General features: G+C 71.8%; 17 protein-coding genes. 10 read left to right on the top strand and 7 right to left on the bottom strand.

Going from position 1 to position 20,907, the window contains the following annotated elements; translation table 11 throughout:
* Nucleotides 1-52: 52 nt before the first annotated feature.
* Nucleotides 53-865 carry a DUF3097 domain-containing protein gene (locus tag ACX27O_RS30415; protein WP_030337794.1) on the top strand — a complete coding sequence of 271 codons (813 nt, stop codon included), beginning with the start codon at nucleotides 53-55 and terminating at the stop codon, nucleotides 863-865.
* An 89-nt stretch (nucleotides 866-954) separates the two neighbouring features.
* Here the strand turns inward: ACX27O_RS30415 and ACX27O_RS30410 are convergent, their stop codons facing one another.
* A complete protein-coding gene (locus tag ACX27O_RS30410) occupies nucleotides 955-2,256 on the bottom strand; it encodes a serine hydrolase domain-containing protein (protein WP_030337793.1) in 1,302 nt (433 codons plus the stop codon).
* Between the two features lie 108 nt (nucleotides 2,257-2,364).
* Between ACX27O_RS30410 and ACX27O_RS30405 the strand changes: the two genes are divergently transcribed.
* The 4 genes from ACX27O_RS30405 to ACX27O_RS30390 all read left to right on the top strand — a co-directional run bounded on the left by ACX27O_RS30405 (nucleotide 2,365) and on the right by ACX27O_RS30390 (nucleotide 7,289).
* The gene (locus ACX27O_RS30405) at nucleotides 2,365-2,838 is read left to right on the top strand and encodes an NfeD family protein (protein ID WP_210865353.1); all 474 of its coding nucleotides are present in this window, start codon (nucleotides 2,365-2,367) and stop codon (nucleotides 2,836-2,838) included.
* Nucleotides 2,839-2,842: 4 nt separating this feature from the next.
* Nucleotides 2,843-3,949, top strand: coding sequence for an SPFH domain-containing protein (locus ACX27O_RS30400; protein WP_030337791.1), 1,107 nt, complete (start codon nucleotides 2,843-2,845; stop codon nucleotides 3,947-3,949).
* A gap of 152 nt (nucleotides 3,950-4,101) precedes the next feature.
* Entirely contained in the window at nucleotides 4,102-4,875 is a 774-nt protein-coding gene (locus tag ACX27O_RS30395; protein WP_030337790.1) for a hypothetical protein, read from the top strand.
* Between the two features lie 218 nt (nucleotides 4,876-5,093).
* A complete protein-coding gene (locus ACX27O_RS30390; protein ID WP_458940469.1) occupies nucleotides 5,094-7,289 on the top strand; it encodes a transglycosylase domain-containing protein in 2,196 nt (731 codons plus the stop codon).
* 4 nt (nucleotides 7,290-7,293) lie between these two features.
* Here ACX27O_RS30390 and ACX27O_RS30385 read toward each other — a convergent pair whose 3' ends face one another.
* Nucleotides 7,294-9,141, bottom strand: a complete 1,848-nt coding sequence (locus tag ACX27O_RS30385) for a thiamine pyrophosphate-requiring protein (protein ID WP_051708878.1) — start codon at nucleotides 9,139-9,141, stop codon at nucleotides 7,294-7,296.
* A 92-nt stretch (nucleotides 9,142-9,233) separates the two neighbouring features.
* Here ACX27O_RS30385 and ACX27O_RS30380 point away from each other — a divergent pair, with 92 nt between their 5' ends.
* The 3 genes from ACX27O_RS30380 to ACX27O_RS30370 all read left to right on the top strand — a co-directional run bounded on the left by ACX27O_RS30380 (nucleotide 9,234) and on the right by ACX27O_RS30370 (nucleotide 13,364).
* Complete coding sequence (locus ACX27O_RS30380) at nucleotides 9,234-10,082, top strand: TrmH family RNA methyltransferase (protein ID WP_458940485.1); 849 nt, start codon at nucleotides 9,234-9,236, stop codon at nucleotides 10,080-10,082.
* A gap of 46 nt (nucleotides 10,083-10,128) precedes the next feature.
* Nucleotides 10,129-11,580, top strand: coding sequence for an argininosuccinate synthase (gene argG / locus ACX27O_RS30375; RefSeq protein ID WP_030337757.1), 1,452 nt, complete (start codon nucleotides 10,129-10,131; stop codon nucleotides 11,578-11,580).
* A 65-nt stretch (nucleotides 11,581-11,645) separates the two neighbouring features.
* Nucleotides 11,646-13,364: a PucR family transcriptional regulator gene (locus tag ACX27O_RS30370; protein ID WP_458940468.1), complete on the top strand. Its 1,719-nt coding sequence runs from the start codon at nucleotides 11,646-11,648 to the stop codon at nucleotides 13,362-13,364.
* Between the two features lie 524 nt (nucleotides 13,365-13,888).
* On the opposite strand, the gene ACX27O_RS30365 is transcribed toward ACX27O_RS30370, so the two are convergent.
* Nucleotides 13,889-15,238 carry a hypothetical protein gene (locus tag ACX27O_RS30365; RefSeq protein WP_030337759.1) on the bottom strand — a complete coding sequence of 450 codons (1,350 nt, stop codon included), beginning with the start codon at nucleotides 15,236-15,238 and terminating at the stop codon, nucleotides 13,889-13,891.
* Nucleotides 15,239-15,320: 82 nt separating this feature from the next.
* Between ACX27O_RS30365 and murD the strand changes: the two genes are divergently transcribed.
* Nucleotides 15,321-16,667 (top strand): UDP-N-acetylmuramoyl-L-alanine--D-glutamate ligase, encoded by a 1,347-nt coding sequence (murD, locus tag ACX27O_RS30360; protein WP_030337760.1) that lies wholly within the window; start codon nucleotides 15,321-15,323, stop codon nucleotides 16,665-16,667.
* Between the two features lies 1 nt (nucleotide 16,668).
* On the opposite strand, the gene ACX27O_RS30355 is transcribed toward murD, so the two are convergent.
* The 3 genes from ACX27O_RS30355 to ACX27O_RS30345 form a co-directional block, all read right to left on the bottom strand.
* Nucleotides 16,669-17,181, bottom strand: coding sequence for a DUF6114 domain-containing protein (locus tag ACX27O_RS30355; protein WP_458940467.1), 513 nt, complete (start codon nucleotides 17,179-17,181; stop codon nucleotides 16,669-16,671).
* 1 nt (nucleotide 17,182) lies between these two features.
* Nucleotides 17,183-17,812, bottom strand: coding sequence for a DUF6230 family protein (locus ACX27O_RS30350; protein ID WP_030337762.1), 630 nt, complete (start codon nucleotides 17,810-17,812; stop codon nucleotides 17,183-17,185).
* Between the two features lie 185 nt (nucleotides 17,813-17,997).
* On the bottom strand, nucleotides 17,998-18,762 hold the full coding sequence (locus ACX27O_RS30345) for a TetR/AcrR family transcriptional regulator (RefSeq protein ID WP_210865348.1): 765 nt from the start codon (nucleotides 18,760-18,762) through the stop codon (nucleotides 17,998-18,000).
* Nucleotides 18,763-19,157: 395 nt separating this feature from the next.
* On the opposite strand from ACX27O_RS30345, the gene ACX27O_RS30340 reads away from it, so the two are divergent.
* Nucleotides 19,158-19,841 carry a Tat pathway signal sequence domain protein gene (locus ACX27O_RS30340; protein ID WP_210861284.1) on the top strand — a complete coding sequence of 228 codons (684 nt, stop codon included), beginning with the start codon at nucleotides 19,158-19,160 and terminating at the stop codon, nucleotides 19,839-19,841.
* Between the two features lie 63 nt (nucleotides 19,842-19,904).
* Here ACX27O_RS30340 and ACX27O_RS30335 read toward each other — a convergent pair whose 3' ends face one another.
* Complete coding sequence (locus tag ACX27O_RS30335; protein WP_210861283.1) at nucleotides 19,905-20,873, bottom strand: hypothetical protein; 969 nt, start codon at nucleotides 20,871-20,873, stop codon at nucleotides 19,905-19,907.
* Nucleotides 20,874-20,907 lie beyond the last annotated feature (34 nt).

Below are 20,907 nucleotides of genomic sequence, written 5' to 3'. Positions count from 1 at the left end.
GGGGCGGTGTGTCGGAGGGCGGGGTGATGGCGCGGGAGTTAGCGTGATCGACATGGCGGGGCGATACGGCGAGGACGTGTTGGCGGGGGACTGGCGACGGCGGAAGGTCACCCCCGAGGTGGACGCCGAACCGGACCTCGTGGTGGAGGACGCCGACTCCGGGTTCTGCGGAGCGGTGGTGGGCTTCGAGGCCGGTGCCGTGGTGCTGGAGGACCGGCACGGCAAGCGGCGCAACTTCCCGCTGCTGCCGGCGGCGTTCCTGCTCGACGGCCGCCCGGTCACGCTGCGCCGCCCCACCCGCGCGCCGGTGCCGGCCGCCCGGCGGCGGACCGCGTCCGGCTCGGTGGCGGTGGACAACGTCCGCGCCCAGGTGGCCAAGGCCAGCCGGATCTGGGTGGAGGGTATCCACGACGCCGCCCTGGTCGAGCGGATCTGGGGTGACGACCTGCGCATCGAGGGCGTTGTCGTGGAGCCGTTGGACGGCATCGACGCCCTCGACGCCGACGTACGCGACTTCGGCCCCGGCCCGACCCGACGGCTCGGCGTCCTCGTCGACCACCTGGTGCCTGGCAGCAAGGAGAGCCGGATCGTGGCCCGGGTCGACTCGCCGTACGTGCTGGTGACCGGCCACCCCTATGTGGACGTGTGGCAGGCGGTCAAGCCGGCGGCGTTGGGCATCGCGGCGTGGCCGGTGGTGCCGCCGGGGCGGCCGTGGAAGGAAGGGGTCTGCGCGGCCCTCGGGGTGGCCGAGCCGGCCGACATGTGGCGGCACATCCTGTCCCGGGTGAACAGCTTCGCCGACGTGGAAACGCCCCTGATCAACGCCATGGAACGCCTCATCGACTTCGTCACCGAGACCCCCTGACCGCCCGGCCCCGCCGGCGGCCGGCCCTGTCGCCGCCCGGCTCCGCCGCCGCCCGGCTCCGCCGCCGCCCGGCCCTGTCGGCGGCTGGCTCAGGGGGCTTCGTCCGGGCTGCGGGTGAAGACGAAGGTGGCGATGTCGACAGCCGTCGCCCGCCCGTTGTCGTCGCGCAGCACCGACAGGATCTCGCCGTTCTCCGGGCCGGAGCGTCCCCGCCAGCGGTCCGGCCCCTCGGCGGTGAACCGGCTCACCCGCTCACCACGGACATGGGCCACCAGGTCACCCGCGTCCCAGCGCAGATCCAGCGGAAGGCCCATCCACCACCAGCGGCCGCTCAGCTCGGCCAGGTCGGCACCGGGCGCGGCGGCGGCCGGCCGCCACGGCTGCGGGAGCGCCGGCTCGGCGTCCAGCACGCTGGTCAGCACCCGGCGACCGAGTTCGGTGATCGGGAAGCCGTACGAGTTGGCGAAGCCGACAACGGCGGTACGGGTGGGTCGGTGTACCACGAGGCTGGCCACGTACCCGGGCATCGAGCCGCCGTGCCCGACGTACACCCGCTCGCCGTCGCGGTAGAGCTCCAGCCCCAGCCCGTGCCCACCGGTCCAGGAGTCGAGATCGTTGATCACCACGGGCGCGCACATCTCGGTGAGCGTCCCGGCGGCCAGCACCGACGGGTCGGGGTCGGCCAGGAAGGCGGCCCAGCGGCCCAGGTCCTCGATCGTCGACCAGAGCTGCCCGGCGGGGGCCATCGCGCCGGTGTCGGTACGGGGTTCCTCGCGCAACGTGCCGTGCCAGGGGTGGACGACGTAGCCGCGGGCGTACGGCTCGGTGGCCGTGTAGGTGGTGCGGCGCATTCCCAGCGGGCCGAACACCCGTTCGTCGAGCAGGTCGGCCCACCGCGTTCCGGTGAGCCGTTCGAGCAGGCCGCCGAGGAGCCCGTACGCCAGGTTGGAGTAGTGGTAGGCGGTGTGCGGCGGATAGGCGATCTTGTCGGCGTTCAGCCCGTCGAGCAGCCCGGCCAGGTCGGTGCCCGCGCTCCGCTCCCACCAGTCGCCCTCGGGTTCGCGTTGCATGCCGCTGGCGTGCCCGAGCAGCTGACGCAGTGTGAGCGCGCCCACCGCGGTGCCCGGCAGGTGCCGTTCCAGCGGGTCGTCGAGGGACAGCTGGCCGGCATCACGCAACTGCATGATCAAGGTGGCGGTCATCGTCTTGCTGATCGAGCCCACCCGGTACTGCAGATCGGCGTCCGGGCGGGGGTGCTCGCCGGCGGTGGCCAGGTGGACCAGCGCGCCGTCGCGGACCACGCCCAGCACCAGTGACGGGGTACGACCGTCGATCTGCGCCTGGGCCACCTGGGTGTCGATCTGTCGGGCGGTCGCGGGCAGCAGAGTCACGGGGATCTCCTCGTTCGGCCGGTGGATTCGGTGGGCGGCGATCGTTTCGCCGAGCCTACTGATGATCACGGGTGGGCTGCTCGTGCATTAACGTGTCACCCTTGCGGTGTGGACGCCGTGGTGTGGATCGTTTTGGGTGTGGTGCTGGCGGTCGCCGAGATTTTCACGACGACGCTATTTCTGATCATGTTCGGAGCCGGTGCGTTCGCCGCTGCCGGTGCGTCCGCCCTGGGGGCGCCGGTCGCCGTGCAGGCACTGGTCTTCGCGGTGGTGTCGGCATTGAGCCTGCTGGTGGTTCGACCGGTCATCCGGCGGCACAGCCGCTCCGCGCTGGAGAGCGGCGAGCAGCCGTTCGGCGTGGAGGCGATCGAGGGCTCCACGGCGCTGGTGCTGGAACGGGTGGACGCCGAGCACGGCCTGGTCAAGATCGACGGGGAACTGTGGACGGCCCGACCGTATGACACGACGCAGACTTTCGAGCCCGGTCAACGGGTTCGGGTGATAAAGGTCCGGGGCGCGACAGCCCTGGTGTGGCAGGACGATGTTTCTTCCGCCGGCGAGCTGCCGGAAGCGAGAGGGTGAACGGATGACGGTCATCGGTGTGCTGATCATCGCGGTGGCGTTGATCGCCGTGATTACGCTGGCCAAGGCGGTGCGGATCGTGCCGCAGCAGCGCCAGGATGTGGTGGAACGGCTCGGCAAGTACAAGCGCACCCTCAGCCCCGGCCTCAATCTGCTGGTGCCGTTCATCGACGCGGTGCGTACCAAGGTCGACATGCGGGAGCAGGTGGTCAGCTTCCCGCCGCAACCGGTGATCACCTCGGACAACCTGGTGGTCTCGATCGACACTGTCCTCTACTTCAAGGTGGTCGACTCGGTCCGGGCGACCTACGAGATCTCCAGCTTCCTCCAGGCCATCGAGCAGTTGACGGTCACCACGTTGCGTAACGTGATCGGTTCGCTCGATCTGGAGCGGGCGCTGACCAGCCGGGACGAGATCAACCGGCACCTCTCGGGTGTGCTGGACGAGACCACCGGCCGCTGGGGCATCAAGGTGACCCGGGTCGAGATCAAGGCGATCGAGCCGCCGGCCAGCATCCGCGACTCGATGGAGAAGCAGATGCGCGCCGAGCGGGACCGCCGCGCGGCGATCCTGACCGCCGAGGGGCACAAGCAGTCGCAGATCCTCACCGCCGAGGGTGAGAAGCAGTCGGCGGTGCTGCGGGCCGACGGTGACCGGCAGGCCCGGATCCTGCAGGCCGAGGGCCAGGCGAAGGCGATCCGTACGGTCTTCGACGCGATCCACCAGGCGAACCCGAGCCAGAAGGTGCTCGCCTACCAGTACCTGCAGGCCCTGCCGCAGATCGCTCAGGGCAGCGCCAACAAGGTCTGGATCGTCCCGGCCGAACTGACCAAGGCCCTGGAGGGCATGGGTGGCGCGCTCGGTGGGCTGAGCCAGATGGTGGGGGACCTGCCCGCACCGGAGGCCGCGGACCACGCGAGCCAGGTGGAGCGCGAGGCTGCGGAGGCGGCGCAGGCCGCGGCGGCCGCCGCCCAGCAGATCCACGACGAGGTACGCGTCGCCGAGGCGCAGGCCACCGGCGGCAACAAGCCGCAGGGGCTGCCCGCCCCGGAGCCGGTGTCTCCGGCCAGCCTGACCGAGGACCCGGCCGACCAGCGCGAGCGCGGCTGACGCAGGACACCGGCCACCCGGCCGGCTAAATGCGAGAAAGACTCATGGGGCGCTCCGACGCCTGCCACCATCGGTCCTAGGACGGGTGGTGACCAGGCAATCGGGGCGCCCCGGCGCGTCGGTGCACCGCTCGACGACGAGCGAGGTGACGCATGAAGGATCCGGCGAATCGGATGTGGTCCTCGGCCCCGGTGCCCGGCGCGCACGACCCGGTCGCCCCGCTGGGCTCCCGGCGCAGCGGCGGCGGGTTCGGCGTACTGCCCTTCGTCGGCGAGCCGACCCCGGGCGCCCCCGCCACGAACGCCAGTTGGGCCTGGTCAGTGCGTCGGTTCGCCCGGGCGGCCGTCTGGCTGCTGCCCGCGTACGCCATCCTCTACGGCGCGGTGGCGATGGCCAGCGACGGAGGGGTGGGCAACGACCCCTATCCGGCCGACGGCCAGGCGGTGTACCTCATCGGTTGGGTCGCCGCGGTCTGGCTCGGCCTGCTCGCGCTGCTGGCGCTCACCGGGCTGCTGGCCGCGACCCGCAGCCGCCGGGTGGCCGCCGCCGGGCTGCTGGTCAGCATCGCCGGCACCGTGCTCATGCTGCCGTTCGCCGGGTTCGAAGAGCAGACACCGGTCTTCGGCACCACCGCGCGGTCGCTGGTCCTGCTCGGCGCGACGTTCTACAGCGCGGGCTGGTTCCTCACCGGGTGGGCGGTGGCCCGCTCGGGCACCTTCAGCCTCGGCGACGGCGTCATGCTGATCATCGCCGCGCCGCTGCTCGGCCTCGGCGGGGCACTGATCGGGTCGCTCCAGACCTTCGGCGCGATCTTCGTGCTGATCGCCGGCATCGGCATCGGCTACCGCTCCGGCCGCCTGATGCCCCGCGAAACCGCCAGAGACGCCGCCTCCGCCAGCCTCAGCACCCCCAACCCCAACCCCTAACCCCCGGCCAGCCCCACCCCGGACCTCGGCCAGCTCCGGTGATCATGAGGTTGACGGGCGATTCCGTGATCAAACCTCCCGCTAACCCCATGATCATCGGAGCGGGGAGCGGGGAGGCAGCCGCTGGCTGGGGTTTGGCTGGTGGGGGGCCGTGAAGTTGGTGACAATCGGGCTCTGGGGGTGGTCGGTTGGCGGTTTTTGTGGCAATCCTGGATTGCATGGCCGCCCCCCGCTCGCCGCTGTCGCGGCTGTTCACCGTGCTGCTCGCCGGCGTGTTGGCCGGGCTCGTCCTGGCCGTCGCCGCACTGCCGGGCAACCTGCTGCTCGGGCTCACCGCCCGCTCCGCGCTCGGGTCGTACGCCGCGTTGCCGGCCTCGCTGAAGACCCCGGCCACGCCGCAGCGTTCGTACCTGTACGCCAACGACGGCAAGACGCTGATCACCACGTTCTACGACGTGAACCGCACCGACGTCCCGTTGTCCGAGATCGCTCCGGTGATGCGGGAGGCGATCGTGGCGGCCGAGGACCGGCGCTTCTACGACCACGGTGGCGCGGACCTGCGCGGCCTCGCCCGGGCACTGGTGGCCAACGTCAAGGGCGGCGGCACCGAACAGGGCGGCTCGACGCTGACCATGCAGTACGTCCGTAACGTGCTGAAGACCGACCCCACCCGCACCGCCGAGGAGCGCGCCGCCGCGACCGACCCCACCGTCGGGCGCAAGATCCAGGAGATCCGGTACGCGAGCGCGCTGGACAAGAGCCTCGGCAAGGACGAGATCCTCGACAGGTACCTGAACATCGCCTACTTCGGCTCCGGTGCGTACGGGATCGCGGCGGCCAGCCAGCGGTACTTCGGCAAATCTCCGGCGCAGCTGACCCTCAACGAGTCGGCACTGCTGGCCGGTCTGGTGCAGTCCCCGGACGCGTACAGCCCGATCGACGGGGACAAGGACCAGGCGCTGGCCCGCCGGTCGTACGTGCTGGACTCGATGGTCGCCACCGGCGCGATCACCGCCGCGCAGGCCGCCCAGGCCAAGGCCGAGCCGCTGGCCCTGCGCCCCACCGCCCAGCCCAACGGCTGCACCGCCGTCTCCCAGGGCCACGACGACTGGGGCTACTTCTGCGACTACCTGCGCCGCTGGTGGCTGACCCAACCGGCCTTCGGGGCCACCGTCGCGGAGCGCGAGCAGGCGCTGCGCTCCGGCGGCTACACGGTGGTCACCTCGCTGGACCCGAAGATCCAGGCCACCGCGCAGCAGCAGGCCACCAAGGTCTACTCCTACGACAACAAGCGCGCCCTGCCGATCGCGGCGGTCCAGCCCGGCACCGGGCGGGTGCTGGCGATGGCGGTCAACCGGCACTACAGCCTCGCCGACAACCCGGCCGGGCAGGCGAACTACCCGCACACCGTCAACCCGTTGATCTCCGGCGGCGCCAGCGTCGACGGGTACCAGGCGGGTTCGACGTTCAAGCTGTTCACCATGCTCGCCGCGCTGGAGTCGGGCCGTACCCTCTCCACCGGTTTCGACGCTCCCGCCAAGCTGCCCACCCGGTACGCCGCCGAAGGGCCGGGCAGCTGTGACGGCCGCTGGTGCCCGGCGAACGCCAACCCGGACTGGATGGACGGGTACCGGATGATGTGGGACGGCTTCGGCCGCTCGGTGAACACCTACTTCGTCTGGCTGGCCGAACAGGTCGGCCAGGACAAGGTGGTCGAGATGGCGCAGCGGCTCGGCATCACCTTCCGTGCCGACTCGGACGCCGCCTTCGCCAAGGACAACGCCAAGAACTGGGGTTCGTTCACCCTCGGCGTGGCCGCCACCACCCCCCTCGACCTGGCCAACGCGTACGCCACGGTGGCCGCCGAGGGCACCTACTGCACGCCGCTGCCGGTGGTCTCGGTGACCGGCGCGGACGGTGCGAAGGTGCCGGTCGGGCAGCCCTCCTGCAAGCGCGTTCTCGACGCCGACGTCGCCCGCGCCGCGACCGACGCGGCGCGCTGCCCGGTGGGTCAGCAGTCCGCGTTCGGGCAGTGCAACGGCGGCACCGCCACCGGCGTGAACGACATCCTCGACGGCCGGCCGGTGGCCGGTAAGACGGGTAGCTCGGAGCAGAACTCCACCGAGACGTTCGTCGGCTTCACCCCGCAGGTCGCGGTGGCCGGTATCGCCGCCAACCCGGACGACCCGGCAGACTCGGTGGGGTCGGCCGTGCAGACCAAGGTGATCGACGCGGTCGCCCGGGTCATCGCCACCGCCGTGAAGGGCCAGCCGGAGAAGGCGTTCGCCGCACCGAGCAAGGAACTGGCCGGCGACCCACGCCGCCCGGTGGAGCGCCCAGCGGTCCCCGACCGCCAGGAGCCCACCCAGGACCCCCGCTCAGCCCTGCAACGCTGGCTGGACCGCCGAGGCTGACGCCTCAGCGTTCGCGGCGGCGGGGGCGGTAGCTGGCCAGGGTGGCAGGGAGGCCGCGGCGGATGATGCCGGCCCAGTCGGTGTCGCCGCGCAGCACCGCCGCAGCGGTGTTGCGGGCCTGCTCGGCGGTGAAGTGCGGGGGCAGCATCAGCTCGGCCGGGTCGACCAGGGCGTTGATCACCACTGGCCGGTCGGCGGTGAGCGCCCGGTCCCAGACGTCGCGCACCTGCTCCGGTGAGTCGATCAGTTCGCCGTGCAGCCCGAGCACCTCCGCCCACTGGTGGTAGGCGATGTCCGGCAACTGCTGACTGTCCGGGAACATCGGCGTCCCCTCGGTGGAGCGCTGTTCCCAGCTGACGAACGCCAGGTCCCGGTTGTTGAGCACGAGCACCACGAAGCGCGGGTCTGCCCAGCTGCGCCAGTACTTCGCCACGGTGATCAGCTCGTTGACGCCGTTCATCTGCATGGCGCCGTCGCCGATCAACGCGACCAGCGGTCGGTCCGGGTGGGCGAACTTGGCGCTCAGCGCGTACGGCATGGCACCGCCCATGGACAGCAGCGTGCCGGACAGGCTGGCCAGCATCCCGGGGCGTACCTGGATGTGCCGGGCGTACCAGGCGGTGGTGGTGCCGCAGTCGACAGCGAGCAGCACGTCGTCGGGTAGCCGTTCGTTCAGGGTGTGGAAGAGCAACTGCGGGTTGACCGGTTCGGCGCTCTGCTCGGCCAGGTCGCGTTGCACCCGGCGCCACGCGGAGGTGGCCTCGGCGACCTCCGCCCGCCAGGCGGTCGGCCCGGGGCCGGGGCCCAGCTCGTTCAGCAGCGCCCGCAGGGTGGGGCGGGCGTCGCCGGTCAGGTTCACCTCGGTCGGGTACCGCAGCCCGAGCTGGGTGCCGTCCAGGTCGATCTGCACCGCGCGGGCCTGTCCGGGCGGCGGGTAGAACTCCGAGTACGGCATGTTGCTGCCCACGATGAGCAGCCGGTCGCAGCCGTTCATCAGCTGCCAGCTGGGTCGGGTGCCGAGCAGCCCGATCGCGCCGGTCACCCACGGCTCGCGATGGTCGACGGCGGTGAAGCCGAGCAGCGCGGTGGCCACGCCGGCCCCGAGCCGGTCAGCGATCTCGCGGACCTCGTCGCGCGCGCCGAGGGCACCCTGGCCGACCAGCATGGCCACCCGCTGCCCGCCGCGCAGCACCTCGGCCGCCCGGCGTACGTCCGCCTCCGGTGGCACCGTCGGCGTGCTGCTCGGCGCGTTGCTGGTCTGGTAGTAGCCGTGCGCGTGCGGCGGGTTGGGCACGGCTGGCTCGTCCTGGATGTCCAGGGGCAGGACCAGGGCGGTGACGGTACGCCGGGCCAGCGCCGTCCGGCACGCCCGGTCGACCAGGTGGCGTACCTGCGCCGGGTTGTCGAGCTGGGCCAGGAACGCGGCGGCCACGTCCTTGTAGAGGGCGAGCAGGTCCACCTCCTGGTAGTAGCCGCCGCCCTCGGCGGTGGTCGCGGTGTGCCCGACCAGGGCGATCACCGGCTGGTGGTCGAGCTTCGCGTCGTACAGGCCGTTGAGCAGGTGGATCGCGCCCGGTCCGCTGGTCACCAGCGCGCAGCCCAGCGGGCCGCCGCCGTACTTGACGTGCGCGGAGGCGGCGAAGCCGGCGGTCTCCTCGTGGCGGACCTGGATGAACTGGGCCCGCCCGTTGGTGCGTTGCAGCGCGGAGGTCATGCCGTTGATGCCGTCGCCGGGATAGCCGAAGTAGCGGTGTACGCCCCAGCTGAACAGCCGCGACACGATGTGGTCCGCGACGGTCGGGCGCCGGGGCAGGGCTCCCACTTCGCCGGGTGCCGTGTGGTCTGCGCTCACCTGGCTGGTCCTTCCCGTCGAGTCCGATACTCCGCCGGTCATTCCCCTTCTTCTTCGGACAAAACACCCCGCCGCGCGGGCGTCGGAGCGCGCTGCCCCGCGTCCGGCAGAATCGTCCGGTGCCCGTACACCAGATCACCGACCCTGACGACGACCGGATCGCCGACTACCGGGCGCTCACCGACGTCGAGCTGCGCACCCGCTGGGAGCCACCGCACGGCCTGTTCATCGCCGAGGGGGAGTTGGTGCTGCGCCGGGCGCTGCGCGCGGGCTACCCGGCCCGGTCGTACCTGGTCGACGCCAAGCGGATCGACCAGCTCGCCGACCTGGACACCGGCGACGCACTGGTCTACGCCGCCACCCAGGACGTGCTGCAACGGGCCACCGGCTTCCACGTACACCGGGGGGTGCTGGCGTCGTTCCACCGCCGGCCGCTGCCGACGGCGGCCGAGGTGCTCGCCACCGCGCGCCGGGTCGTCGTCCTGGAGGACGTGAACAACCACACCAACCTGGGCGCGATCTTCCGGGGGGCTGCCGCGCTCGGTGTCGACGCGGTGCTGCTCTCGCCGACCTGCGCCGACCCGCTGTACCGGCGCAGCGTCCGGGTCAGCATGGGTGAGGTCTTCGCGATGCCGTACGCGAAGCTCGACAGCTGGCCCGGGGGCCTGGACCAGGTGCGGGAGGCCGGCTTCACGGTGCTCGCCATGACGCCCGCGCCGGACGCCGTACCGATCCAGCTGTTGACCCCGGCGCAGCGGGAGCGGGCGGCGTTGCTGCTCGGCGCGGAGGGGCCCGGCCTCACCGCGGCGGCCCAGGCCGCCAGCGACGTGCGGGTGGTCGTCCCGATGCGCCGTGGCGTCGACTCGTTGAACGTCGCCGCCGCGGCGGCGGTGGCGTTCTGGGAGCTGGGCCGCGACGACCCGCCCTTCGGCGGCGAGTAGACCCTTCGGCTTGCATGGCCATGCGTTCTATTGCATAATTTTCCCCGTGTCCAAGGTTCTCACCTCCCTGCCCACGGGCGAACGTGTCGGCATCGCCTTCTCCGGCGGCCTCGACACCTCCGTCGCGGTCGCGTGGATGCGCGACAAGGGCGCGATTCCCTGCGCCTACACCGCCGACATCGGCCAGTACGACGAGCCCGACATCGCGTCGGTGCCCGGTCGCGCGCTCAGCTACGGCGCCGAACTCGGCCGCCTGGTCGACTGCCGCGCCGCCCTGGTCGAGGAGGGCCTGGCCGCGCTGACCTGCGGCGCCTTCCACATCCGCACCGGCGGGCGGGCGTACTTCAACACCACCCCGCTGGGCCGGGCCGTGACCGGCACCCTGCTGGTGCGCGCGATGGTCGCCGACGACGTCCAGATCTGGGGCGACGGCTCGACCTTCAAGGGCAACGACATCGAGCGGTTCTACCGCTACGGCCTGCTGGCCAACCCGATGCTGCGCATCTACAAGCCGTGGCTCGACACCGCCTTCGTCACCGAGTTGGGTGGGCGTAAGGAGATGTCCGAGTGGCTGCTGGAGCGCGGCCTGCCCTACCGGGACAGCACCGAGAAGGCGTACTCGACCGACGCCAACATCTGGGGCGCCACGCACGAGGCGAAGACCCTGGAGCACCTCGACACGGGCATCGAGACCGTCAACCCGATCATGGGCGTCCGGTTCTGGGACCCGTCGGTGGAGATCCCGACCGAGGACGTCACCGTCGGCTTCGACCAGGGCCGCCCGGTGACCATCAACGGCAAGGAGTTCGGCAGCGCCGTCGACCTGGTGCTGGAGGCCAACGCCATCGGCGGCCGGCACGGCCTGGGCATGTCGGACCAGATCGAGAACCGGATCATCGAGGCCAAGAGCCGGGGCATCTACGAGGCGCCCGGCATGGCGCTGCTGCACTACGCGTACGAGCGGCTGGTCAACGCCATCCACAACGAGGACACCCTGGCGAACTACCACAACGAGGGCCGCCGCCTCGGTCGGCTGATGTACGAGGGCCGCTGGCTGGACCCGCAGGCCCTGATGCTGCGCGAGTCGCTGCAACGGTGGGTCGGCACGGCGGTCACCGGCGAGGTGACGCTGCGGCTGCGCCGGGGCGAGGACTACTCGATCCTGGACACCACCGGCCCGTCGTTCAGCTACCACCCGGACAAGCTGTCGATGGAGCGTACCGAGGACTCGGCGTTCGGCCCGTCGGACCGGATCGGCCAGCTCACCATGCGCAACCTGGACATCGCCGACTCGCGGTCGAAGCTGGAGCAGTACGCCTCCCTCGGCCTGGTCGGCGGCGGCAACCCGCAGCGCATGATCGGGGCCGCGCAGGCCGCCTCGACCGGCCTGATCGGTGCCATGCCCCAGGGCGGCGCGGAAGCCATCGCCTCCCGGGGCGTCGCCTCGCCGGAGGACGAGGCGCTCGACCGCGCCGCTATGGAGTTCGGCGTCGACTGAGCCCGGCGGTCCCGGCCCGCGGCGGCAAGTCGAGTTCCGGCGTCACGGACGGTAGCGTGTCGGCCGTGTTCCCTACCGTCCGTGAGGTCCTCGCCCTGGACCCGGTCCGCCACGGCGCGCCGCGCGTGGTCGCCGGGGACGACGGGCTGGACCGACCCGTCCGCTGGGTGCACGTGGCCGAGGTGCCGGACATCGCCACCCTGCTCGGCGGCGGTGAACTGGTGCTCACCACCGGCATCGGCCTGCCCGCGGACGACGCCGGGTTGCGCGCCTTCATCGGCGACCTCGCCGACGTCGGCGTGTCCGGGCTCGTCGTCGAGCTGGGCCGCCGCTACCTCAGCGGGGTGCCCCGGGTGATGGCCGCCGCCGCCGACCGGCGCGGGCTGCCGCTGGTGGAGCTGCGCCGGGCCACCCCGTTCGTCCGGATCACCGAGGCGGTGCACGCGCTGATCGTCGACGCGCAGCTCACCGAGCTGCGCGCCACCGAGGAGATCCACCAACGGTTCAACGACCTCTCCGTCGAAGGCGCCGACACCGCCGAGGTGATCAGGCAGGCCGCCGAGCTGTCGGGTTGCCCGGTCGTGCTGGAGAACCTGTCCCGGCAGGTGCTCGGGTACGACCCGGCGGGCGAGAGCGCCGAACTGCTGCTCGACGGCTGGGAGCAGCACTCTCGCCGGATCCGCCCGGCCGGGCGGACCGCGTACGACCTGGACAGCGGCTGGCTGGTGACCACCGTCGGCGCCCGGGGGCAGGACTGGGGTCGGCTGCTGCTGCGCTGGCCGGCCAGCGGGGACGTGCCCAGCGCCCAGGCCGGCGAACCGACCGTCGGCCCACCCACCCGGCTCACCATCCTGATCGAGCGGGCCGCGTCCACCCTCGCGTTGGGCCGGCTGATCCGCCGCGACGCCGAGGGCCTGGAACGGCAGATCCACCGCACCCTGCTCACCGCGCTGCTCGACCACTCCCGGCCGGTGGACGAGGTGGGGCTGCGCGCCAAGGCGCTCGGCGTGGTGCTCGACCGGCGTCACCTGGTCGGCGTGATGGTCCGGCACCGCGCCGACGACGCCGCCGGGGAGGTCGGCCCCGAGGCCGCCCAGGCCCGGCTGCGGGATCTCGCCGAGGCGGTCGGGCAGGCGGTGCGGGAGGCGAAGCTGACCGCACTGACCAGCGCCGTCGACGACCACTCGGTGGGCGCGCTGCTGGCCCTACCGGACCCGGCCGCCGAGGACCGCGCGCTGTCCGCGTTCGCCAGCGCCCTTCATCGGGTACGCCTCGACGCCGGCACCGGCCGCGCGTCCACCGCCTGTGTCGACCCGGCCCGGGGTGCCGGCCCGGCTGCCGTGATCGTCGCCGCCGGATCGGGTGTGGGGAGCCTGCGGGAGGCCCGGAGGTCACTCGTCGAGGCGCGGCAGATCGCCGAGGCGGCCCGCCGGGACCGGCGCGACCTGCCGATCTTCCGGCTACCCCACGTCGGTCTGGCGGGGTTGTTGCACCTGCTGCGCGACGAGCCCCGGTTGCAGACCTTCGTCGAACGCGAACTCGGGACGCTGCTGGAGTACGACGCCCGGCACCCCCGGGAGCAGCTGCTCGACACCCTGCGCGCCTACCTGGAGCAGGGTCGTAACAAGTCCGCCGCGGCCGCCGTCGCCCACCTGTCCCGACCGGCCTTCTACGAACGCCTGGCCCGCATCGCCCGGATCCTCGACGTGGACCTCGACTCGGTAGAGGCCGCCCTGTCGCTCCACGTAGCTCTCCTGGCCCTGGAAGCGGTCCGAGCGCCCTGACGTGGCTCCTTGTGTTGCCGATTCGGCGGCGACGGCTCGGCGTCGGGGTGAACGTCTGGGTCGGGCACGCTTTGGAGCTGATGTCGTAAACGAATCATCCCCTGGCCTTACTCGGCGGGGCGCTGACTTCGGTTGGGCCCTGGGTCCGGCCCGGTCCTGGTTCGGCCTTGGGTCCGGCCCGGTCCTGGTTCGGCCCTGGGTCCGGTCCGGTCCTGGTTCGGCCTCGAATCCGACCCCGTCATGGTTCGGCCCTGGGTCCGACCCCGTCATGGTTCGGCCCTGGGTCCGGCCCGGCCCTGGGCCGGCCCTGGTCCGCTCGACCATGGGCCGCCCTGACGTGCTGGGCTTGGCGTGTCCCGGCCGGGGCTCGGCCTGCCTCGCTCGATTCGTTTACGACATCAGCTCCAAAGGCGCAGCGCCACACACACTCCACCGGCCAGCCGCCGCGATCATGCGACCCACGGCGGGGGGAGGGCTCGCAACACCGGCCCGGGGCCGGAGCGCGGGCCTGAACGTCTAGCGCGTCACATAAGTTGGTTCAGGGCTTTTGCGTAGGTGGGGGGGATGTGGTTGGGGCCGCCGGGGGTGAAGACGTCGGACGTGGCCACCGCGGACCAGGCCGTCGCCGGCACCGCGTCCACCAGGGCCTGGATCACCGGGGCGTCGCGCCACTGGTCCTGCTCGGCGAGCAGGCCGAGGGCCACCACCGACTCCTCGACCTCGCCCACGCACTCGAACGGCTTGTGCCCGTCCACGCCCAGCAGCTCGCGGTAGCCGGGGATCTGCGACTCGTCGGCCAGCAGGTCACCGCCGAAGATGTGGGTGACCCGTTCCCGTGGCATGAACGGCGCCATGGCCAGGAAGACGAACCGGCACTTCGGGCAGTCACGGCACCAGCGCTCACTCGCGTCGCGTAGCTTGAACGCCTGGTTGCAGCTGGTCACCACGTCGTCGTACCGGGTGAACTCGGCGAACAGCCGGGCGATGTGCAGCTCGGACAGCGACCGCAGCAGCGAGAAGTACGGTTCGGTCAGGCCCGCGTGCTCGGCCAGCGACGCCCGCAGCAGCCCCTCCGCCTCGACGCCCTTGGACCACTGGTGGTTGATCTCATGGCCGTTCCAGACCAGGTTCGGGTCGGACGCCGAACGCTCGTTGGACATCACCACCGGGCCCAACCCGTGCAGCACGGCGGTGGCCACCGCGATCAGCGAGTTGATGGCGGTGACCGGGATGTGCCCGTTCAGCGCGCCCGCCGCGTTCAGGTCGAACAGCACCGGGTCGATGCGCCGCCGGGCGGCCAGCGGGACCAGCCCGGACGCCTCGTTGACGGCGACGATCACATGGTTCGGGTTGACCGAGAACGGCACCGGGTCCAGCTCGGCGCGGCGCAGCGCCTCCAGGCTGACGATCGAGTCCTTGCCGCCGCCGACCGCCGAGAGCGGGCGACGGTCCGAGTCGTCGTACACCCGGGGCGACTCCGGGGTGCCGGCCGGCACCTCCGGGCGCAGCTGGAGCACGTGCGGCAGCTGGTTGCGGTACGCGTACTCGGCGAGGCCCTTGGTGTAGATGGCCGTGACGTAGTCGACGGTGGCCGCGCCCAGCGGCGCCGGCAGCACGAGTCGGGGCGGCGCGGCGGCCTTGTAGTAACTGACCCCGGCGACGAGGTGCAGCACCTCCAGCACCCGGTTGAGGGTCGCCACCGTCTCGTCGGACGGCGGCTCCGCCGGCAGTGGAAGCGTGATCACCTCGGTGAACCGCTGCTCACCGGCCGGGCCGGTCAGGGCGTAGTCGAACAACACCTCGCCGGTGGCGAAGTCGATCGAGTAGGACGGGAAGGTGAAGGCGTCCATCCGCCGGAGCTGCTCGTTGGGCACACGCCATACTAGGCCCTGGTTCGTCCGGCCGTGTCCGGACCGGGCCCTGCCCGCCGCCGCCGTGACCCCCGAGGAGATCCTCGTGCGCCTTTCTGACCTGCGCGGTCGTTCCGTCGCCGTCTGGGGCACCGGCCGGGAGGGCCGGGCCGCTGTGACCGCCATCGCCGCGCACGGTCCGGCCGAGCTGGTCGCCGTCGACGACAGCGCGAACTTCCTGTCGCTGCCCTGGGACGGTCCGCTGGCCGAGGCGGCGCCGCTGGTCACCGGTGAGGCGGGCTTCGAACGGCTGGCCGCCGCGGACGTGGTGGTCCGTTCCCCGGGCGTGCCGCAGACCCACCCGTGGCTGGTCGAGCTGCGCCGACGCGGGATCATGGTGACCCAGGGCACCGCGCTGTGGATGGCCGACCACGCCGCGCGCACCGTGGGGGTCACCGGCAGCAAGGGCAAGAGCACCACCTCCAGCCTGATCAGTCACCTGCTCACCGCGATGGGCCGGCCCAACGTCTTCGGCGGCAACATCGGGGTGCCGACCCTGGACCTGCCGGAGGCGGAGCTGTACGTGCTGGAGCTGTCCAGCTACCAGTGCAGCGACCTCACCGACTCGCCCCGGGTGGCAGTGGTCACCGCGCTGTTCCCCGAGCACCTGGACGCGCACGGTGGGGAGCGGGAGTACTACCGGGACAAACTGAACCTGCTGGCCCACGACCCGCAGACGATCGTGGTCAACGGTGCCGACCCCCGACTGGCCGCGGAGCTGGGTGAGCTGCCGGCGATCCGGGCCGGTCGCCCCGACACCTTCCACGTCGCCACCGGCGCCGACGGCACGCAGTGGTTCCACGTCGGCGACCAGCCGCTCTTCCCGCGCGCCGTGCTGCCGCTGGTCGGCCGGCACAACGAGGGCAACCTCTGCGTCGCGCTCGCCGTGCTGGACGCGCTCGGCGTGGACGTGCTGGCCGGCAAGGACCACCTCGCCGTCGCCGTCGCCGAGTTCCAGGGGTTGGCCCACCGGCTCACCGAGATCACCGACCCGTCCGGGTTGACGTTCGTCGACGACACCCTGGCCACCAGCCCGTACGCGGCCATGCACGCCATCGACGCGTACGACGGGCGGCCGTTGACGGTGATCGTCGGGGGCAACGACCGAGGTCTGGACTACACGCCGCTGGCCGAGCACCTGGCCGAGCGGGAGCTGACCGTGATCGGGATCCCGGACAGCGGCGCCCGCATCGTCGAGGTGCTCGCCAACCTGCCGAAGGTGCGTACCGAACTGGTCGACGACCTGGTGGCGGCGGTCCGGCTGTCCCGCGAGGTGACACCGGCCGGCGGGGTGGTGCTGCTCTCCCCGGCCGCGCCCAGTTACGGACGGTTCCGCAACTACGAGCACCGCTCCGAGGTGTTCGCCCAGGCCGTCGCCGACACCGCCCGCTGACTCAGCCCCGGTCGACCGGGCTGGGGTCCGGTGACCGCATCCCGGGCAGCAGCACTGTGTGGGCGGCGTCCTCGTGCTCGTTCTCGTCCTCGTCCGACGCGGGTTTCGTCGCGGCGCCGGTGGGAGGGTGGTCCTTGTCCGGAGTCCAGGCGAAAGCGAGTGCCCCGCCGATCAGGGCCAGCAGCATCCCGACCAGGAAGCCGCCCAGGTTCGAGGTCAACCAGGAGACCAGCCCGAGCACCAGCGAGATCACGGCGTAGAAGACCCGCTGCTGCGGGGTGGTGATCAGCAGGACGCCGCAGATCACGAGGATGGTGGGCACCAGGTATGCGGCGAGCCCCTGCGGTCCGATGTGCAGCAGCACCCCGAGCGGTGCGCGCAGGGTCGCCAGCATCTCGGCGCCCCCGAGGGCGATCAGCACTGCGGCGGTGAACGGGCGGGCCCGCCGCCAGCGGCGCCACCGCCCGCGGGTTTCGCGGACGGCCGGCGCCGTCTGGTGTTGTTCGGTGCTCATGTCAGCACCCGTCGGAGGTGAACGCCATGCGCAGGTTGGGCAGGTTGAAGACGGCAGCGGTGGTGGCGTAGTTGTTCTGCCGCAGGTTCTCGATGACGATCGAGTCCGCCTGCTGGGAGAAGACGCCGGGGTTACCCTTCACACCGGGCACCTTGTCCAGGGTGCTGGCGTCCTGCCCGATGTCGATGTTCCGGAAAGCGGCGTTGCCGGCGATCTCGTCGCCGTCGACCACAAGGGTCCGGGCGGTGACCGGTTTGTCGCCGTTGCCGGCGGTGATCTTGAGGAAGACACCGCCGAGGTTGATGCTCTGGCAGAGGTTGGTCAGCTCCGCCTTGTCGATCGCCGAGACCATCACCAGGACCTGTCCACCGGTGTCGCCCTGGTTGGGGCTGTCCGGGATCATCTGGTCGAGGGTGGCGAACTGCTCGAACCCGGTGCCGGTGAGCCTGTCGGCGGTGACCGTGAACGGCATGCCCGAGATGGCGAACTGCGCGCCCAGCACGCCCTGGGCGGTCAGCATGATCATGCCGGCGGCGCCCGCCACGACGATGCCGAACGTGGCGGCGAACCGACGCCAACGCGTGCCACTGCGCGGCGGCCCGGGTGCGACGGGTGTGGTTTCCTCCGACATGGCGGCTCCCCTTAAGATCGATTCATCGGCGACAATGGGAATTGCATCCCTGACCCGCGTTCTGTGGGCGCAGAGCCGAAGTTACCGCCGAGTAAAGGAGAGGTCAACGGCACGTGACGGCCATTTGGGCGGTATTTGTTAAATGTGGCCAAGGTGAGAAACCGCTGCGGTTTCCGACCGTGTGATCAGGAGGGGTGGGCCGGTGCGCATGGCGCGGTCGTACTCGGGCCGTCGTCCGGCCGTATCGGCCGGGTCGCCTGAATCGCGGCCTCGGTGCCCAGGAACGGCGCCATGGCCGCGTAGGTGAGCACCGGCAGCAGTTGCGGCAACTCCGCCGCCCGACCCCGCGCCACACGGCCGCGGACAGTGGCGTAGATGCCACCGACCACTGTGGACACCAGCTCGTCGCGGCCCACCTCGGCGAGCGCCGGCCCCGGGCCGGCGTCGACGAAGAACCGACGGAAGCTGGTGAGCAGCGCGTCGCGCTCGCGGCGGGCGTCGGGGCCGGCCGCGTCCACCTCGACGAGCGCCATCCGGGCGAACGCCGGAACGCTCGCCAGCACCTCCAGCAGGGTGCGCAGCGCGGCGCGTGCCGCGTCCGGCCAGGTCGGGCCAGCCTCGCGGTAGGCGTTCTCCATCAGTTGTGACACCACGGCGATCCCGTGCCGGTACGCGGCGAGAAAGGCGTCCTCCTTGCCCGTGAACAGGGCGTAGAAGGCCGGCCGGGTCACGCCGGCGGCCTGGCAGATGTCGCTGACCCGGGCGTTGTCGTAGCCCTTCGTCGCCACCTCGTGCACGAGCCCGTCGAAGAGGCGGTCTCGCTGGGTCGCGGCCACGACCTCTGCGGAGACCCGTCGCGGGCCGCGCTTGATCGCGCGGTCCGGGTCGCGGCCCGGGCGTGCACCCGGCAGGGGTGCCGGCGCCGGCTGAGGGTGGCTCTGCGTGGTCAATTCATCGACCTCCGTTGATTCATTGACTTTGCGACCCTCCGGGGTTTATAACTTTCCTCACGCTCAGTTCGCTCCCCGTCACCTTTGGTGATCTCCCCGGATGGTCACCCTGACTCGTCGAAGGAGGGCTCGATGGCTGTCATTATCGCCGAACACGAACGCTCTCCCAATGCCGGAAAGGCGCAGGTGACGCGGCTACGCCGCAGTGCACCACGCCGACCCGCCCGCTGATCCGCGGCACCTCCGTCACCCGCGCCCGACCCGACGGTCGCCCGGCGCCTCCACCACCACCGCCGTCCACCTCGGACGGCCATGATCGCCGCCCGGCGTGCCCGCCCGGCGGTGACCGCCTGCGCGGTCCGCTCGTTCCCGTCCCGCCACCGGAAGGAAGCATCATGCTCAGGTACGGAAAAATCGGCGGGGGTCTCGTCGCCCTCGCGCTGCTGACCGGTCTCGTAGCCGCCCCGCCAGCCTCCGCCGACCCGTCAGCCGCGCTCGCCGGCAACGTCCTGACCTACCCCACGACTGGCGGCACCGCCGTCGCCGTCAACGACGTCATCCAGGCCAGCCTCAAGACCGGCACCAACGCCACCTTCTACAGCTCCACCTCGGGCACCACCGGCATCAAGTGCGCCGCGTCCAGCTTCAGCGCCAAGGTGCTCACCAACCCGACCGCCCCGGGCACCGCCACCGAGAGCCTCACCGCCCAGAGCTTCGGCACCTGCACCACCAACGTGTTCGGCACCACCGGGGTGCAGAGCATCGCCCTCAACAACCTGCCGTACGCCACCTCCGTCACCAGCGCCGGCGTGGTCAAGATCTCCGGCACCACGGCGGCGCCGGTGCAGAGCACCGTCGTGCTGAACTCGTTGCTCGGCACGATCACCTGCGTCTACCGGACCAGCACCAACAGCCTCACCGGCACGGCGGCCAACGCCACCAACTCGATCACCTTCACCCATCAGCCGTTCACCAAGTTCTCCGGCCCGTCCCTCTGCTTCGGCACCGCGTACTTCTCGGCGACGTACTCGCCGGTGCGCGACAGCACCAAGGGCAACGCCGCCGTCTACGTGAACTGACCATGCTCCACCGGGCCGGTGCGCGGGCGATCCGCCGTGCGCCGGCCCTCGACCATGCCCGGGTCAGCCGGCGACCAGCGCCGCGTGCAGGGCCCGCATCGACCGGACGGCCGAGCGGATCTCCTGCAGGTAGCGGCCGGGGCTGAGCGTCTGCTCCGGCAGCCGGGCCAGGTCGGGCAGGGTGGGGTCCACCCCGACGGTGTCGATCCCGCAGCCGTACGGCAGGGCCAGGGTGCGCAGCGCGTCGCAGTGCTGGAACGGCACGTAGATCGGCGCGGTGAGCATCAGCACCTGATCGCCCGGGGCGACCTGGGCGTGCCCGGCCCAGAAACGCTGCGTGTCCGCGGTGTGCGCCCGCCGCAGGTGCGGTTCGCTCGACGGCGCCGCCAGCACCCGTACCGGCGGCAGGCCCCTGGGGTGGTAGGTCCGCGACGACCAGGAGTGGTGCGGGTGGCCTGCGTCGACCCCGTCGCGCTCCGCCGGGACGGCCACCCCGAACGCCCGCCGGACCGCCGTGTCCAGTACGTCCACCTCGGTGTCGTCGGCCGGCAGGCCAGCGTCGGCCAGCGTCGCGCGTTCCCACTCGGACAGCGGCCGGAAGCTGCCCAGCACGGCCACCTCGCCGCCCACCGCCAGCCCGGCACGCAGCAGGTGCGCGGCGTAGGTGACGCGGCGCACGCAGGCGTGTGCCAGGCCGCCGAGCACCACCAGGTGGGCGTACGCGCCACGGGTCGGCGGCACCGGATGGACCAGCCCGAGCGCGGCTGCCGCGTCGAGCACCAGCGCGGCGGTGGCCGGATCGAGGTCGGGTTCGCGTGCGTCGGGCCGTTCCCGGCCACCCCGGAAGTCCCAGTGTCGGGCGGAGAACTCGTCCAGGAATCGAAGCACCTCGGTGAGATCGCCGTCGGGCCAGGCGCCGCCGAAGCGGGCGACCAGGCCGCGGACCGGGGATGAGCAGACCCAGGCCCGGATCTCCGCCGTGATCTGCTCGTCGTCCGTTCCGGTCGACGACGCCGCGTCCGCGCTCTGCACCTGCCGGATGCTACCGGCCCGCTGCGGCGGGACC

It is taken from the genome of Micromonospora sp. SD19 (genome assembly GCF_054462275.1).
This window is presented reverse-complemented; position numbering and strand designations above follow the sequence as displayed.